The organism is Glaciecola punicea ACAM 611 (assembly GCF_000252165.1).
GTDB lineage: Bacteria > Pseudomonadota > Gammaproteobacteria > Enterobacterales > Alteromonadaceae > Glaciecola > Glaciecola punicea.
Map to the genome: position 1 here is coordinate 459,947 of NZ_BAET01000007.1, position 14,873 is coordinate 474,819.

Genomic DNA, 14,873 nt, shown 5'->3' on the forward strand with positions numbered 1-14,873 from the left:
CCGCTTGGCAAGCGAAATAAGCAAGCCTGCCGGATTAGTATACTATGCAACTTATCTAGTCAGGTCAAAAGATTATCAACGAAAGTTGATTTGGGTCAAATTCCAACGGATTACTGAGTTAAAGAAAATATTTAAAAAGCTGTTTAAATCACTAAAGCTTGTAATATCAACATGTTGACCTTCGGATAAGACCTCTGCCACAAATTTATGGCAGTTTTGACTAAGCAAATGATAGTCGAGGGTCGAAAACAATAAACTTTGCGCTGTTTTTGCGGCCTGCATGTTAAACAAGGCATTATTAGACGGATCGCAGACAATATAAATGTGATTTCCCGTTCTTTCTCCTAAAAAACGTTCAGGAGATACACATCGCACCAAACCTCTGCCAGATAATTCGTAAATATTGCCATCAACCCATATGCCAGTGTGGTCAAGTACATCGTATACACCGCAGGTCACAATACTACCATTTACAGGCGTGGTATATTGATGGCTTTCTCCCGGCATAGCGTCAACAATTTTCTTTCGCTTTAAATACGCAGTGTTGGCAGTGTTAGCCGTGTATGCGCCTAATACTGCGGCGCCTAACCATATGAGAGGAACAGGCATTTTCTATCCTTGCGTTATGTTTAATAGTACAATAACGTCAAGCATCCTAAAATCGCTAAATTGTTTCAAAAGTTTACTTAACACAGCATAATTATTGCTTTATTCTTAGTATCTTAATCCATTAGCGCGATATTAAAGTCTGGCATAGATTGCTTCAGCAAAGCAGACGCTAGATTATGAAATATAGCAATAACAAGGCACTATCACCACCCATGCATAGAATCATGCAATCCAAAAAACTAGAAAATGTTTGTTACGACATTCGTGGCCCTATTTTGGCACAAGCCGAGAAAATGGAGGAGGCAGGAGATCGTATTCTTAAGTTGAATATTGGTAACCCAGCTCCGTTTGGATTTGAAGCTCCTGACGATATTTTAAAAGACGTAATACGCCAACTCCCCAACGCACAAGGCTATTCAGACTCGCAAGGTATTTACAGTGCGCGCGTAGCGGTTATGCAGTATTATCAGCAAAAAGGAATCGAAAATATTAACATAAAAGATGTTTATTTAGGCAACGGTGTCAGCGAAATGATCACTATGTCTATGCAAGCTCTTTTAGATTCTGGTGATGAAGTGCTAATTCCTGCACCCGACTATCCGCTGTGGACAGCCGCAGTTAATTTGTCATCGGGAAGTGCGGTTCACTATCGCTGCGACGAACAAGCCAACTGGTTTCCAGATATTAGCGATATATTGTCAAAAATAAGTCCTCGCACCAAAGCGATTGTAATAATTAATCCTAATAATCCAACTGGCGCTGTATATTCAAAAGCGCTGCTTGAGCAAATAGTAGCAGTGGCGCGCAAGCATAAACTGATTATCTTTAGCGATGAAATATATGACAAAGTACTATATGACCAAAGTGAGCACAACTGTATTGCCGCTTTGGCGCCCGATTTATTTTGCGTGACTTTTAGTGGTTTATCTAAAAACTACCGAGTAGCAGGTTTTCGTGCGGGCTGGCTATTAGTAAGCGGTAATAAGGCAATAGCCGCTAGTTATATTGAAGGCTTGACCATACTTTCCTCTATGCGTATGTGCTCTAACGTGCCCTCGCAAAATGCCATTCAAACAGCGTTGGGTGGGTATCAAAGTATCAATGATTTGGTTAATGGCAGTGGACGTCTACTTGCACAGCGAAACGTGGCTTATGAGGGTTTGAACAATATTCCAGGGATTTCATGCGTAAAGCCAAAAGGCGCGATGTACTGTTTTGCCAGAGTAGATGCAAAGAAGTTTGGTATTCTAAGCGACGTAGAGCTAGTTCTAGATTTATTGAAAGAGAAGAAAATACTGTTAGTGCACGGTAGTGCCTTCAACTTAAGCGACGGGTGCTATTTTAGGCTAGTTTTTCTTCCCCATAAAGATGTGTTGCGGCCTGCCCTTGCAGACATGCACGATTTTTTTCAAGGATACAAGCAAGCCTGAGTAATGAATCTGAGTAAGCATTTTCAGTGTGCTTATTAATAGTGTGCTTATTAGTAGTGTCATTAATTATGCTTCAAGCAGCCCCTAATGTGATTAAAACAGTGTCAAATAAGGTAAGCAATGAAGATGCAATGGTCTGATAGAATAGGCGTACGAGCCCCCAAGCGAGATGGCGATCATAGAACGGCGTATCAACGTGACAAAGCCCGTGTTATGCACAGCGCAGCGTTTCGACGGCTACAGGCTAAAACGCAAATTATGGGTGTAGGCATTAGCGATTTTTATCGCACGCGTTTAACGCATTCATTAGAAGCGGCTCAAATTGGTACCGGTATTGCGGCGCAGCTAGCACAAAAGCATCCAGAGCTAGCACAGCACCTTGCGATAGACGAACATCTTATAGAGGCTATTTGTTTAGCTCATGATATTGGGCACCCTCCTTTTGGCCATGGAGGCGAAATAGCGCTGCATTATATGATGCATGAACATGGTGGATTTGAAGGTAACGGCCAAACTTTTCGTATACTCACAAAGCTGGAAGCTTATACTGAGCGCCACGGCATGAATTTGGCACGGCGAAGCCTTTTGGGTGTGATCAAATATCCTAATTTTATGAATATTTTAACAAATCCTCTGTGTGTAGGCAAAAAAAGTGAGCGCTTTAGTCAGGTAAAAGCCAGCCACTGGCATCCCGCAAAGTCTCTTTTTGACTGTGACCGAGAAATATTTAATTGGGTGCTTGAGCCTTTGAGTGTCGCCGATAAAGGAAACTTTATGATTTACGATAACTTTGCCAATAAGCATTCAAAAACAATTAATAAATCATTTGACTGTTCCATAATGGAGTTAGCCGACGACATCGCATATGCAATTCACGATTTAGAAGACGCTATAGTGATGGCCTCGGTGACCGCTGGGAGTTTTTATGATGAGGTCAGTCATTCTTTAGTCGCGTTAAATATTCCATGGCTTTCAGAAAATATTCTTGCCCTGCAGGCTTCTTTATTTAGTGATAAAACCTACGCGCGCAAAAATGCGATTGGTGCATTAGTAAACACCTTTATTACCGCTATATTTATTCAAAAAAGAAATGTTTTTGAGGCAGACTTACTCGACTATGCAGCGGTGTTACCGCCTGAATTTGAAAGTGGACTTGATATATTTAAACAGTATGTTTTCAAACACGTGATTAACAAACCAGACCTGCAGCTAATAAGGTATAAAGGGCAGCAAATAGTAATGGCTTTGTTTGAAGCGTTTGCAAGCGATCCACAGCGATTACTGCCGCCAAATACGGAAAATCGTTGGCTTATTGCAGAAGATGAGAGTGCTAAACTGCGCGTTATTTCAGATTATATATCGGGTATGACCGACGAATTTGCCAACAGAATGTATGCAAGTTTATTTTTGCCAAAATCAAATGCAATGATAGAAAAAAGATAAGCTCCAGTCCTTTGTTTTGTATAGACTCTTTCTTAAATGTTCAATAGTTTAAAGTCAGTGCTTAAAATCCCCATTAAATAAACTTGCAATTCATTTCATACAGTACTACTGTACATGCATACACTGTATATATGTACTGTATACACCTAGCTAATATTATAACGGCCATAGGTTTTGAATATGAATACAACTGATATTTCGCAAAATGCAAATAATGCTAATCTCTATATTAGTCATACTAACGATTATAGCCATTACAGACATTGCCAAACTAAAACTATTGCGCTCAATAACAGCGACATAATTCAATTTCCTACTCAGGCGAAGGCTAGTCAGAACACTCGCTTAGGCTGGATCTGTAATTTGAGCGCCCGCTATGTATTTAGTCAGCCGCACCATGAGTACCTCCAAATTAAACCATCAAAAAAGCATTCTCAATTTGAATTGATTTGCAGTCTTCTTAAGGCGAATACTTGCCGAGTAATCTACTTTGACGATCAACTAACAAAAAACCAACTCGCGCTAATAAGAGAACGTCACATTTCTAGTAAAACAGAACTTGTTCACGCGAAAGTGGCATTTCTACTTGCTAAAAAAGTCTCAAGCTCATTCGCCTAAACTTCTGACGTAGTCTCAAAGCTAGGGGTTAACGTCTTGGTATATCCATTTTTTATCAGAAATGTCATGTATTTCACGTGTTTGCGGCGTAGTCGTTAAATTCAAATAATCCACGTAATAAGGATGAAAACAAATTAGTATGAAATTATCGGGTATATCTGAGCTTGGTGGGCCGTTAATTTCTATATCTTTTAAGGCCTGTTTGGGTGTAGGCCAATAAAACTGCGTCTTTGCTTTGTCAGATAAGTTTGCCCACAGAATCGCCCTTTCTGACGTTAACATACTGTTTTGAGAGCACCCTTGATTGACATCAGCATCGGCATGCTCATCTTGAAACAACAAGCCAGTGCTTCCCACCATGGAAACCTGCGCACTAATACGAAACTGTTCACGGGTTTTAGTAAAATACCAACAAAGTTGAGTGCGCGGGGACTGCTGCCATTGACTGAACTTCTCGCTTCTTGAATCACTTATTGCCAGTAAAGTATGGCTGCTTTGGGCAAAGCCCCTAAATACCATTGTTCTATTTTCCACTATAATATCACTTATATCACAAGAATCACCGGGCATGTACGCATTTGCTGCTTGAAAAAATTTCGCCTCGGGCTTGCTTCTTTGTACATGTAAGCTGCGCGCTAAGGATTGACGCCATCTGGGAAATGTCATGATTATATAGAACCTCTATTTATATGCGTGAACAAACGGTAAAAATTCTCTGTGGTGTGCTGAGCTAATTTTTCAATTGACACCCCTTTTAGCTTTGCAATAAATTTGGCCACTTCAATAACGTGTTTTGGCTCGTTCTTTTTGCCTCTAAACGGCACAGGTGCTAACCACGGCGAATCTGTCTCTATCAAAAGTTTGTCTAAAGGAATTTGTTTTACTGTTTCCTGTAGCTCTTTGGCTGAACTAAAAGTGACAATACCTGATATAGAAATATAAATCCCCATTTGCATAGCTGCTTGTGCCATTTCAAGGCTTTCAGTGAAGCAATGCAATACTGCGCCAGTGCGAGGATCGTAGTTTTCTTTTAGTGCCTGTAAAGTATCTTCCTGAGCGCTTCTAGTATGAATAATGAGCGGTTTTTTCACCACGTTAGCCACTTTAATATGATCAACAAACGATTTCATTTGTACGCTTGCCGTTTCTTCGCTGTAAAAATAATCAAGGCCTGTTTCGCCAACCGCCACTACATCATCATATTGTGCATGGGCTAGTAAGGTCTCATAATCGCAAACGTCTTCATTATGCAAAGGGTGGACACCGCACGACATTGAGACGTCCGGATAATGGCCTACCGTTGACTTCATTTGTGCAAATTCTTTTACCGACACCGCCACACAAAGCATGTGTTCAACATTGGCTGCTAAGGCCTGCTTTACAACTTCATCTAATGCAGGACCGTTTTTGTCTAATCTATCTAAATGACAGTGTGAATCTACAAACACAAAAACCTCTTTTTTACTTGCCAAACACTCATTTTAGGCGCGTTTGGGTCCTATTAATGAATTAATGAGACTTGTTTAAATTTATGAAAAATCTGTTGCAAAATAAGGCTTTTATTTATACCTGCCTGTGCAATTTTTTTATTTGCCTGCTGGCAATCAAACACTAGACATTCTGCATACTGAGTTCTTTGTAAGTTACTAATGGCATTGTTTGCTGGTAATTTACTGACATCTTCCATCTGTTTCTTGTAAATCAAGACAGCCTTTTGATAGGTCCAAAGAAGCACTAAGCTTGCATGCGCTTTATTTTTCTCAGCTAAAAGAAGCTCATTTGTACGCCCTTGCAGTAAACTTTCTAAATCGTCGCAAAATAAACCGTAATTAACACCATCGTTGTTCATAGACGATAAATAATCAATCGCTGAGCCTGAAAATGCCAAAAGGCCCTCTTTACTTAAGGGTGATTCGGTTTGTGAGGCAAGCCACATCATACTATCATCTGTGCATGGTAAAATAAGTCGAATTTTCTCACAGCGGCTTGTAATAGTCGCTAGCAGTGAATTAGGCTTTGTCGTTGTGAGCAGTATATAGGTATTTTGGCTCGGCTCCTCAAGGGTTTTTAACAAGGAGTTACTTGCCGCCTCCGTCATCAAGTCAATGTTTTCGATGATTACTACCTTATTGCCTAACATCTGCGATGTGGTTGTTACGAACTGGCTGACCTGGCGAATAAGATCAACGCCTATACTAGGTTTGTCAGACACTACATAATGCATATCGGGATGAGACTTCGCCTCAAATAATTTACAGGCTTTACAGGTACCACAGGCTTCTTTAGTTGCACATAAAAGCGATTTTACAAGTTGATCTATTAATTGATGCTCGCCTACGCCTTTATCAGCAATAAATAATAAGCCATGATGAAGCAGCTGTTGACCTAGGCGCTGCTTTAACTGCGCTAACGTAGACGCTAACCAAGGATACATTTACTCGTCACCTCTTACTGTGTGCTTAACTGTCCTGTTATTTGCGTGGCTTGCGGTGGTATTAGTTGCGCTACTAGCTGCATTGTACCAATTATGTAGAGCCCGCAGGACATCTTTTTGTACCTGTTCAATGCTATTACCAGCATTGATGGTCGCTGCATTTTCGAGTAAGGCCAACTGTTCTAAATAGGTTTCCCTAGCACGCTCAAAAAATGCTAAACCTGAAAGCTCTATGCGATCTAATTCACCTCGTCCCTTTGCTCTGGCTAAGCCAACGCTCGGCTCAATATCTAAATAAAGGGTAAGATCGGGGGTGAAGTCACCCAAAGTTAACCGTTTAAGCAACTGTAAATTTTCCAAAGGCACCTGGCGGCCACCTCCTTGGTAAGCAACTGACGATAAATCATGCCGGTCACCAATTACAAAAATATTATTCGCTAATGCGGGCAGTATAATATTGTGCACCAGTTGACTGCGAGCGGCGTACATAAGCAGAAGTTCAGTCTCTTGGGTAACCGTTTCATCTTTCCAAGTTTGCTTAACGCAATCTCGAATGGCTTCCGCCATAGGCGTGCCACCGGGTTCCCGGGTACGGATCACGCTGTGACCTAGCATGGTAAAAAAATTTTCTATGGCATTTATGACGGTACTTTTACCGGCGCCTTCTAATCCTTCGACTACAACAAACGCTGCTTTCATTGTCTAGTTTTCTCTTGTTCACGGGTAAGATTAATTTTTCGCTGGACCAAATAGGCTCTAACCGCTTTGTTATGATCGCTTAAGTTTGTTGAAAATTGATGACCGCCGTTGCCTGTTGCAACAAAGTATAAAGAATCGGTTAATGCCGGAAACAAGGCGGCTTCTATAGATGCTTTGTTTGGCATGGCAATGGGCGTGATAGGCAACCCTCTAATCACGTAGGTGTTATACGGTGTAGGAGTACGCAGGTGTTTGCGCGTAATGTTTCCGTCATAGCTGTCGCCAATGCCGTATATAACGGTCGGGTCTGTCTGCAAGCGCATATTTTTATTTAATCTATTAACAAACACGCCGGCTATTTCGGTACGCTCTGACTCTATAGCCGTTTCTTTTTCTATTATGGAGGCCAAAATAAGTGCCTCATACTGTGTGCTTAACGGTATATTGATAAGGCGAGAAGGCCAAAGCCCCTTTAAGTAGACCTGCATAGCGCTTAAGGCACGTCCTAAAATATCGGTGCTGTTAGTGCCATGCGTATAAAAGTATGTGTCTGGTAATAAACAGCCTTCAACACTTGCATAAATATTTACGCAGAACTCAAAGTTAACTGCTCCTAAGGTTTCGTAAAGCACATCTTTACTAGTAATGTTGTGTGACAAACCTTCAGCCTGTGACAAAGCTGTTACCCACTGCGCTATTGTTTGCCCCTCTACCAGCGTAATGCTTAATTGTTTGACTTTGCCTTTAACCATGAGATCGAGAGCCTCTATTAAAGAGACATTTGGCGGCAGTTCATAAACACCTGATTGAATTCTTTCAAATTCTGGATTCAGCCGTAGCCATATCTTAAAACTAAAAGTGTCGATTTCAGCGAATTGGCCTAGTTTGTCCACTACTTTGTATAAGCTTTTGCCTTTTAGCACTTCAAATTCAGTTGGGGAATCTATGCTTAGCCTCAATTTTTCAATGCTATTTAATTTTTGCCATACGAGCATGCCAGCCCCAATAGCCGCTAGCAGCGAGATAAGCAAAAACACAGACACTATTTTTTTCATGTAAGCCCTAAAATTCTACCTTATGATGTTTTCCAATCCATTCGTGCAAGTCAAACGCTAGTGCACTCACTTCCCATAGCGTAAACGGATGTTCTTTATCGTTAAGAACGATTGCAGACACTGGAATAATAAACTTAATTGCGTTACACAAAAAGACAGCATCGGCATTTAATAATTCACTAAAGGGCGATGCATTTATTTCACAGCGAACACCCACACTTTGAAAAAAAGCAATAACGGTATCGCGCATTACGCCACCAACACCACAATGCATTATTTGGGGTGTGAACCAAACACCATCTTTTTGATAGAAGATATTAGCGGCGGTGGCTTCAATTAAAATGCCCGTATTATCGCACAAAACTAAATCGTTACAGTCATACTGCTGTAATTCACGCTTAGCAAGAACCTGCTCCAACCTATTGTTGTGCTTGATGCCCGCTAAAAGTGTTTGGCTAGACAAAGTCATATTAGCTTGCTTAATCGTGTATTCATAGCCTCTTTGAATGCTCAGCGGCTTGCTAACTAGGCATGGGGATATACTCACCACTACTGAAGTATTAAGCTGCGTAGGAAGTTCGTAACCGCGACCACCGACACCTCTTGAAACTAAAATCTTGACAGCATATGCTGCGTGACTCTTTGTGATCATGCATTTGAGCGCCAGTAGCAACCAAGCCTGTAGCGTGTTTAGGCAAAGCCCTATACTGAGTTTATGACAATCTCTTGCTAACCTTTGCAAGTGTTCGTTTAGTAAGAACACTTGAGTAGATTCGCCGTATATCGTGGTGAAGCAGCCATCACCATAATTAAACGCTCTGTCCTGTAAACAGACTTTGGTAAAAAGAGCCTGATCTGCTGCCACGCAGAATTTGCCAATATCCAGTTGCGCTGCTAACAAGTCTTGCTTAGCGTCTAATGCACGAATACTAAACTGCGATTCTGATAAATAATTGGCGATGACAATATTCATATAAAGCTATTACGGCTATTCCTTACGGTGATACTTATTGTGATTATAAAGGCATAAAAAAAGTGAAGGTGATTATATTAATCTCTTCACTTAATTTAGCAAATAATTGCGGAAAAAACGAATGCTTGGGGCTTATTATTCTTTTATAGAATGCTCTCTAGCAAACAATAAAGAACCATTAGTGCCACCAAAACCAAACGAATTACATAAAGCATAATCTGCGGTAAACGCCGATGCCTTATGTGCCACAAAATCTAAATCGCAGCCTTCACTCGGATTATCTAGGTTAATGGTAGGCGGCGCCATTTGGTCGCGTAGCGCCAAAATTGTAAATATTGCCTCAACGGATCCTGCAGCCCCAAGTAAATGCCCAATCATAGACTTTGTAGAGCTTACTTTAAGCTTCGCTGAATGCTCAGCAAAAACACTTTTAATTGCCGCTACCTCTACCACATCGCCAGCAGGCGTTGAGGTGCCATGTGCGTTTATGTAGCCAATAAGTGTCTCGCTAATGTGCGCGTCTTTTATGGCATTCTTCATGGCTAATGCAGCACCCGAACCATCGGGTGGTGGCGACGTCATATGGTATGCATCACCACTCATGCCGAAACCGACAATTTCTGCATAAATCTTGGCGCCGCGCTGTTTTGCCATTTCGTATTCTTCTAACATAACCACACCAGCGCCTTCACCCATAACAAAGCCGTCTCTGTCTTTATCCCAAGGGCGACTTGCCCCCTGCGGGTCGTCGTTGCTAGTTGAAAGTGCTCTTGCAGAGCCAAAACCAGCAAACGCTAATGGTGTGATAGTTGCCTCTGCGCCGCCGGCTAGCATAGCGTCTGCATCGTTGTATGCAATTGTGCGCGCGGCAATACCAATGTTATGCACACCAGTAGTACAAGCTGTTACCACATTTAAGTTAGGCCCTTTAAGACCTTCCATTATCGACAAAAAGCCCGATATCATATTGGTAATAGTAGAAGGGACAAAAAACGGCGACACTTTCTTAGGGCCACCGCTTAGTAATTTTTTGTGATTTTCTTCAATAAGCGGAAGGCCGCCAATGCCTGAACCAATCGAGATCCCAACGCGTCCCGCGTTTTCATCACATACCGTTAAACCTGAGTCTCGCAGAGCTTGTATGCCTGCAGCAACGCCTAACTGGATAAAGCGGTCCATTTTTTTAGCTTCTTTTCTGGGAATATAGGCTTCAACATCAAAGTCTTTGACTTCTCCAGCAATTTTAGTGTTGTATTCTTGCGTATCAAAAAGCGTTACTTTATCTATACCGCTTTTGCCAGCAAGTATATTTGACCACGTGGAATCAACGTCATTTCCTAACGGCGTAAGCATACCAACGCCAGTAACCACTACGCGACGTTTAGTCACTATAGCCTCCTAGTTCAAGCACAAACAATAGCAACAAAAAAACGGCCCAAGGATGAGCCGTTTTTTTGAAAACTGTCTTACGCGTCGTTATGAGCGTTGATGTAGTCGATTGCAGACTGAACAGTCGTGATTTTCTCTGCTTCCTCATCAGGAATTTCAGTATCAAACTCTTCTTCAAGCGCCATTACTAGTTCAACTGTGTCTAATGAATCTGCGCCTAAGTCATCTACAAATGATGCTTCAGACTTTACTTCATCTTCTTTGACGCCTAGTTGCTCAATAATAATTTTCTTTACGCGTTCTTCTATATTACTCATATTACAGGTTTCCTTTAAATACCTAAAAATTTAGCGTGGATAGTTTATTGACCTTATCCTTGCCATGCAAGCTTAACCAGCTAATTAATGTGTGGTACAACCACATTCATTTTAATTATTGGCCAAAAATTCTATTCTATCAACTGTATACTGGGACTTGTTGCTAAGTCCTAATGATACATTGATCTAGCTCATGTGCATACCACCATTCACATGAATGGTCTCACCGGTTATATAAGCGGCGGCGTCTGAGCATAAAAACGCCACTGTAGCTGCGATTTCTTTTGGATCGCCCAGTCTGTTGGCGGGAATATCTTTAAATATAGCTGTTTTTTGCTCGTCACTTAGGCCACGCGTCATATCGGTATCGATAAAGCCGGGGGCAACTACGTTAACCGTTATGCCTCTAGAGGCTATCTCACGTGCCATAGACTTACTAAAACCGATAACAGCTGCTTTTGCCGCTGCGTAGTTAGCCTGTCCGGCGTTGCCCGTTGAACCAACTACTGAACCAATTGAGACTATACGGCCGTTTTTTTTCTTCATCATACCGCGCATGACAGCTTTTGAGAGTTTGAACACCGAGGTTAAATTTGTCTGTAGGATGTCGTTCCACTCATCCTCTTTCATGCGCATAATTAAATTGTCGCGAGTAATACCTGCATTATTAATAAGCAAATCGATACCGCCGTATTTAGCGGTAATGTCAGCGATAACGAGGCTAACTTCTTCATCAACGGTTACATTTAAGCGCATACCGGTGCCAGAGTCGCCTAAATATGCAGAAATAGCGTCAGCGCCGCAGTCACTTGTTGCTGTGCCAATAACGATTGCACCTAAACTCGCAAGCTGCTCAGCGGTTGCTTTGCCTATGCCGCGGCTTGCGCCTGTTACAAGCGCTACCTTTCCAGTTAAATCAAACATACTTATCCTTTATAATTCTTTTGTGATTCTTTTATACACTAGGTATCTTATACTAAGTCTTTAGCACTATTCATATTGCGGGTAGTCACACTTTTATCGATGCGTTTTATTAAGCCCGACAGCACTTTGCCTGGCCCTACCTCAACAAATTCGCTTACCTCTTGCGCAATCAAATATGTCACACTTTGCGACCAGCGAACCGGCATGTAAAGCTGACGTACTAAGGCGTCTTTTATATCATCAACATTATCGTTAACCGCAACATCAACATTATTCACAATGGGCGTGGTAGGTTGTTTAAACACGATAGCATTTAATAAAGCCTGTAGTTTAATGCTTGCACCTTTCATTAGTAAGCAATGCGAAGGTACACTTACGGCTAGTGATAATGCCTTTTTTGCGCCAGCAGCTTTGAGTGCGAGCGCTGCTGCATCGGCCGCTTTTTTAGTGCCGGCAATCACGACCTGACCAGGAGAATTGTAATTTACGGGCGCGACAACTTGTTTAGTATCTGCAGCGACTTTTGCACAGACATCAGCAATTATGTTGTCGTCTAAGCCAATAATGGCATACATTGCGCCCTCGCCTGGCGCTACGGCCTGCTGCATAAACTGCCCGCGAGCCTGCACCAGCTTTACACCAGCGCTTAAACCAAGCACATTAGCGGCAACCAATGCGGTGTATTCACCCAAGCTGTGCCCAGCATAAAAATGCGGTGTAAAATCTGTTTCTGACTGCAGTACCCGCAGGCAAGCAACGCTGGCTGTTAGCAATGCAGGCTGCGTAATTTCAGTTTGACTAAGCTGCCCATCATCACGCTGAGTTACTTTAAATAGGTTGTATCCAATAGCGTCAGACGCTTCTTCAAATACTGATTTCACGATACTAAAGTCGCTAGCTAAATCGGCTAGCATTCCTACAGATTGGCTTCCCTGTCCCGGAAATACACATGCTATTTTACTCATTAATAGTTCTCGTTCTTCGTTGTTATGCTAATATTTCACTAGCGCAGATGCCCACGCAAAACCACCGCCAAAGGCTTCTAGTAATAAGTTTTGACCACGTTTAATTCTACCGTCTCTAATGGCAATATCTAGCGCAGTAGGTACGGTCGCCGCTGAGGTATTGCCATATTTCTCAAGTGTTAACACCACTTGGTCAAGCGACATATCTAATTTTTTAGCGGTAGCTTTTATAATCCGAAAATTGGCTTGATGTGGCACCAACCAATCTAAATCAGATTTTGCCATGTTGTTGGCCGCCAAAGTTTCTTCAACTATTTCACTTAGTTTCGTGACCGCAACTTTGAACACTTCATTGCCTTTCATGCCACCCCAATTTTCATGCACCGAGGCTTCATCGCCGCGTGTTGGGTTGCCAACATGCAATAAATCAGAATACGAGCCTGCCGCATTAATATGTGTAGACAATATACCAGCTTCTTCACTTGCTTCTAATATGGTTGCACCCGCGCCATCGCCAAATAAAATGATCATTGAACGATCTTTAGGGTCAATTAAGCGGCTCAAGCAGTCACTGCCTATTACTAATATACGCTTCACCATGCCACTTTTGATGTACTGGTCGGCGACACTTAACGCATAGCAGTACCCAGCACATGCTGCGGCAACATCGAACGCGGGGATATTGTCTACTTTGAGAATTTTTTGAATTTCGCAGGCTGAACTAGGTAACGCGTAACGCCCGCTAGTAGTTGCACAAACAATCATATCTATATCACTAGGCAGCAATTGCGCGGCTTCAAGCGCCTTCAATGACGCTTGTGCTCCCATTGTAGCGACGGTTTCATCTGCACCTATAAGTCGTCTTTCTTTAATGCCGGTGCGGTCAGTTATCCATTTATCGGACGTATCAATCATAATTTCTAGGTCGGCATTGCTGCGTACGTCTTTAGGAAAATAGCTACCCGTGCCAATTATTCGGGAATACATATTTACTAGTGCTCCATTAACTCTTGTTCTATTTTCGTTTTTATTTTATCAGGAACTGCTTGCTGAGCTTCATTAATTGCTTGCACAATAGCGTAGTAGCAGGCCTCCGTAGACGCATTTCCGTGACTTTTTATAACGGTAGACTGCAATCCTAACAGACTGGCTCCGTTATACTGGTCGGGGTTCATACGTTGAAACAAGCTTTTGATAAGTGGCAGCGCAAGTTTGCTTAGAATACGCGCAATTAAGGTTTCTTTCGTCAGCGTTTTAATTTCTTCAACTAAGAATTTAGCTATGCCTTCACTCGCTTTAAGCGCTACATTACCGGTAAATCCGTCAGTTACCACCACGTCGGTTTCACCGGCAAATATATCATCACCTTCAACATAACCCACATAGTTTATTGCACCGCATTCTTTTATTAAGCTGTTGGCATGTTTAACGAGGCTGTTGCCCTTTGTATCTTCTTCGCCTACATTCAATAGCGCTACTGCGGGAGATGCAATACCCTGGGTTTGCTGCATAAATACAGAGCCCATGAGCGCATATTGAAAAAGATTCTCAGCGTTATAGTTAATAGAAGCGCCTAAATCTAGCAGCAGGACTTTCTTTCGGTTTTGTGTTGGCAGTAGAGTACACAGCGCCGGTCTCGATATTCCAGGAATAGTCTTGAGCACATAGTACGCCATTGCTATTAAGGCACCGGTGTTGCCAGCACTTACGCAGGCGTTAGCAATATCTTGCTGGGTCAAGTCGAGGGCTTTACGCATACTTGAGCATTTTTTCTGCCGAATGGCCATAGCCGGATTATCGGTCATCTCGACAATTTGCGCACATATCTCGTAGGTAACGCGATTTGCATAGACTGCTAAGCTAGATTTAAAAGATGTAATAGATGTTTGATCGCCACATATAATAACGGCTACCGCGTCAAAATTTGAAAGGATTTTGTGTGTTGCAGATAAAAAAACATGGGGGCCGCGATCGCCCCCCATGATATCTATTGCTATTGTGACATGCACAAATATAA

General features: G+C 42.1%; 16 protein-coding genes. 3 read left to right on the plus strand and 13 right to left on the minus strand.

The features are described from left to right. Positions 1–75: 75 nt before the first annotated feature. Positions 76–609, minus strand: a complete 534-nt coding sequence (locus GPUN_RS04440; RefSeq protein ID WP_006003832.1) for a hypothetical protein — start codon at positions 607–609, stop codon at positions 76–78. A 212-nt stretch (positions 610–821) separates the two neighbouring features. On the opposite strand from GPUN_RS04440, the gene GPUN_RS04445 reads away from it, so the two are divergent. The 3 genes from GPUN_RS04445 to GPUN_RS04455 all read left to right on the plus strand — a co-directional run bounded on the left by GPUN_RS04445 (position 822) and on the right by GPUN_RS04455 (position 4,100). After that, positions 822–2,039, plus strand: coding sequence for a pyridoxal phosphate-dependent aminotransferase (locus tag GPUN_RS04445; protein ID WP_006003834.1), 1,218 nt, complete (start codon positions 822–824; stop codon positions 2,037–2,039). Between the two features lie 126 nt (positions 2,040–2,165). Then, on the plus strand, positions 2,166–3,482 hold the full coding sequence (locus GPUN_RS04450; protein WP_006003838.1) for an anti-phage deoxyguanosine triphosphatase: 1,317 nt from the start codon (positions 2,166–2,168) through the stop codon (positions 3,480–3,482). 180 nt (positions 3,483–3,662) lie between these two features. Beyond that, on the plus strand, positions 3,663–4,100 hold the full coding sequence (locus tag GPUN_RS04455; protein WP_006003841.1) for a hypothetical protein: 438 nt from the start codon (positions 3,663–3,665) through the stop codon (positions 4,098–4,100). A gap of 21 nt (positions 4,101–4,121) precedes the next feature. Here GPUN_RS04455 and GPUN_RS04460 read toward each other — a convergent pair whose 3' ends face one another. From GPUN_RS04460 to plsX, 12 genes are all read right to left on the minus strand, one after another. Further along, entirely contained in the window at positions 4,122–4,766 is a 645-nt protein-coding gene (locus tag GPUN_RS04460) for a hypothetical protein (protein WP_006003843.1), read from the minus strand. 2 nt (positions 4,767–4,768) lie between these two features. Continuing rightward, on the minus strand, positions 4,769–5,548 hold the full coding sequence (locus tag GPUN_RS04465; RefSeq protein WP_040520142.1) for a TatD family hydrolase: 780 nt from the start codon (positions 5,546–5,548) through the stop codon (positions 4,769–4,771). 53 nt (positions 5,549–5,601) lie between these two features. Then, on the minus strand, positions 5,602–6,534 hold the full coding sequence (gene holB, locus GPUN_RS13645; RefSeq protein WP_006003847.1) for a DNA polymerase III subunit delta': 933 nt from the start codon (positions 6,532–6,534) through the stop codon (positions 5,602–5,604). After that, positions 6,535–7,233, minus strand: coding sequence for a dTMP kinase (gene tmk, locus GPUN_RS04475; protein WP_006003849.1), 699 nt, complete (start codon positions 7,231–7,233; stop codon positions 6,535–6,537). It lies immediately after the preceding gene. Then, positions 7,230–8,288 carry an endolytic transglycosylase MltG gene (gene mltG / locus GPUN_RS04480; protein WP_006003851.1) on the minus strand — a complete coding sequence of 353 codons (1,059 nt, stop codon included), beginning with the start codon at positions 8,286–8,288 and terminating at the stop codon, positions 7,230–7,232. The genes tmk and mltG overlap by 4 nt, the downstream gene beginning before the upstream one ends. A 7-nt stretch (positions 8,289–8,295) precedes the next feature. After that, the gene (gene pabC / locus GPUN_RS04485) at positions 8,296–9,261 is read right to left on the minus strand and encodes an aminodeoxychorismate lyase (RefSeq protein ID WP_006003853.1); all 966 of its coding nucleotides are present in this window, start codon (positions 9,259–9,261) and stop codon (positions 8,296–8,298) included. A gap of 135 nt (positions 9,262–9,396) precedes the next feature. Continuing rightward, positions 9,397–10,650 (minus strand): beta-ketoacyl-ACP synthase II, encoded by a 1,254-nt coding sequence (gene fabF / locus GPUN_RS04490; protein ID WP_006003854.1) that lies wholly within the window; start codon positions 10,648–10,650, stop codon positions 9,397–9,399. 77 nt (positions 10,651–10,727) lie between these two features. Then, complete coding sequence (acpP, locus tag GPUN_RS04495; protein WP_006003857.1) at positions 10,728–10,967, minus strand: acyl carrier protein; 240 nt, start codon at positions 10,965–10,967, stop codon at positions 10,728–10,730. A gap of 186 nt (positions 10,968–11,153) precedes the next feature. After that, entirely contained in the window at positions 11,154–11,891 is a 738-nt protein-coding gene (gene fabG, locus GPUN_RS04500) for a 3-oxoacyl-ACP reductase FabG (RefSeq protein WP_006003859.1), read from the minus strand. Between the two features lie 47 nt (positions 11,892–11,938). Further along, on the minus strand, positions 11,939–12,856 hold the full coding sequence (fabD, locus tag GPUN_RS04505) for an ACP S-malonyltransferase (protein ID WP_040520144.1): 918 nt from the start codon (positions 12,854–12,856) through the stop codon (positions 11,939–11,941). Positions 12,857–12,883: 27 nt separating this feature from the next. Beyond that, positions 12,884–13,843: a beta-ketoacyl-ACP synthase III gene (locus GPUN_RS04510; protein ID WP_006003863.1), complete on the minus strand. Its 960-nt coding sequence runs from the start codon at positions 13,841–13,843 to the stop codon at positions 12,884–12,886. Between the two features lie 5 nt (positions 13,844–13,848). After that, the gene (gene plsX / locus GPUN_RS04515) at positions 13,849–14,865 is read right to left on the minus strand and encodes a phosphate acyltransferase PlsX (protein WP_274378072.1); all 1,017 of its coding nucleotides are present in this window, start codon (positions 14,863–14,865) and stop codon (positions 13,849–13,851) included. Between the last annotated feature and the right edge of the window lie 8 nt (positions 14,866–14,873).

Coding starts and splice junctions, on each gene's coding strand:
- fabG (WP_006003859.1), bottom strand. CDS start 11,891: ATGTTTGATTTAACTGGAAAGGTAGCGCTTGTAACAGGCGCAAGCCGC.
- pabC (WP_006003853.1), bottom strand. CDS start 9,261: ATGAATATTGTCATCGCCAATTATTTATCAGAATCGCAGTTTAGTATT.
- GPUN_RS04460 (WP_006003843.1), bottom strand. CDS start 4,766: ATGACATTTCCCAGATGGCGTCAATCCTTAGCGCGCAGCTTACATGTA.
- fabD (WP_040520144.1), bottom strand. CDS start 12,856: ATGAGTAAAATAGCATGTGTATTTCCGGGACAGGGAAGCCAATCTGTA.
- holB (WP_006003847.1), bottom strand. CDS start 6,534: ATGTATCCTTGGTTAGCGTCTACGTTAGCGCAGTTAAAGCAGCGCCTA.
- GPUN_RS04510 (WP_006003863.1), bottom strand. CDS start 13,843: ATGTATTCCCGAATAATTGGCACGGGTAGCTATTTTCCTAAAGACGTA.
- mltG (WP_006003851.1), bottom strand. CDS start 8,288: ATGAAAAAAATAGTGTCTGTGTTTTTGCTTATCTCGCTGCTAGCGGCT.
- GPUN_RS04440 (WP_006003832.1), bottom strand. CDS start 609: ATGCCTGTTCCTCTCATATGGTTAGGCGCCGCAGTATTAGGCGCATAC.
- GPUN_RS04445 (WP_006003834.1), top strand. CDS start 822: ATGCATAGAATCATGCAATCCAAAAAACTAGAAAATGTTTGTTACGAC.
- GPUN_RS04455 (WP_006003841.1), top strand. CDS start 3,663: ATGAATACAACTGATATTTCGCAAAATGCAAATAATGCTAATCTCTAT.
- GPUN_RS04450 (WP_006003838.1), top strand. CDS start 2,166: ATGCAATGGTCTGATAGAATAGGCGTACGAGCCCCCAAGCGAGATGGC.
- tmk (WP_006003849.1), bottom strand. CDS start 7,233: ATGAAAGCAGCGTTTGTTGTAGTCGAAGGATTAGAAGGCGCCGGTAAA.
- acpP (WP_006003857.1), bottom strand. CDS start 10,967: ATGAGTAATATAGAAGAACGCGTAAAGAAAATTATTATTGAGCAACTA.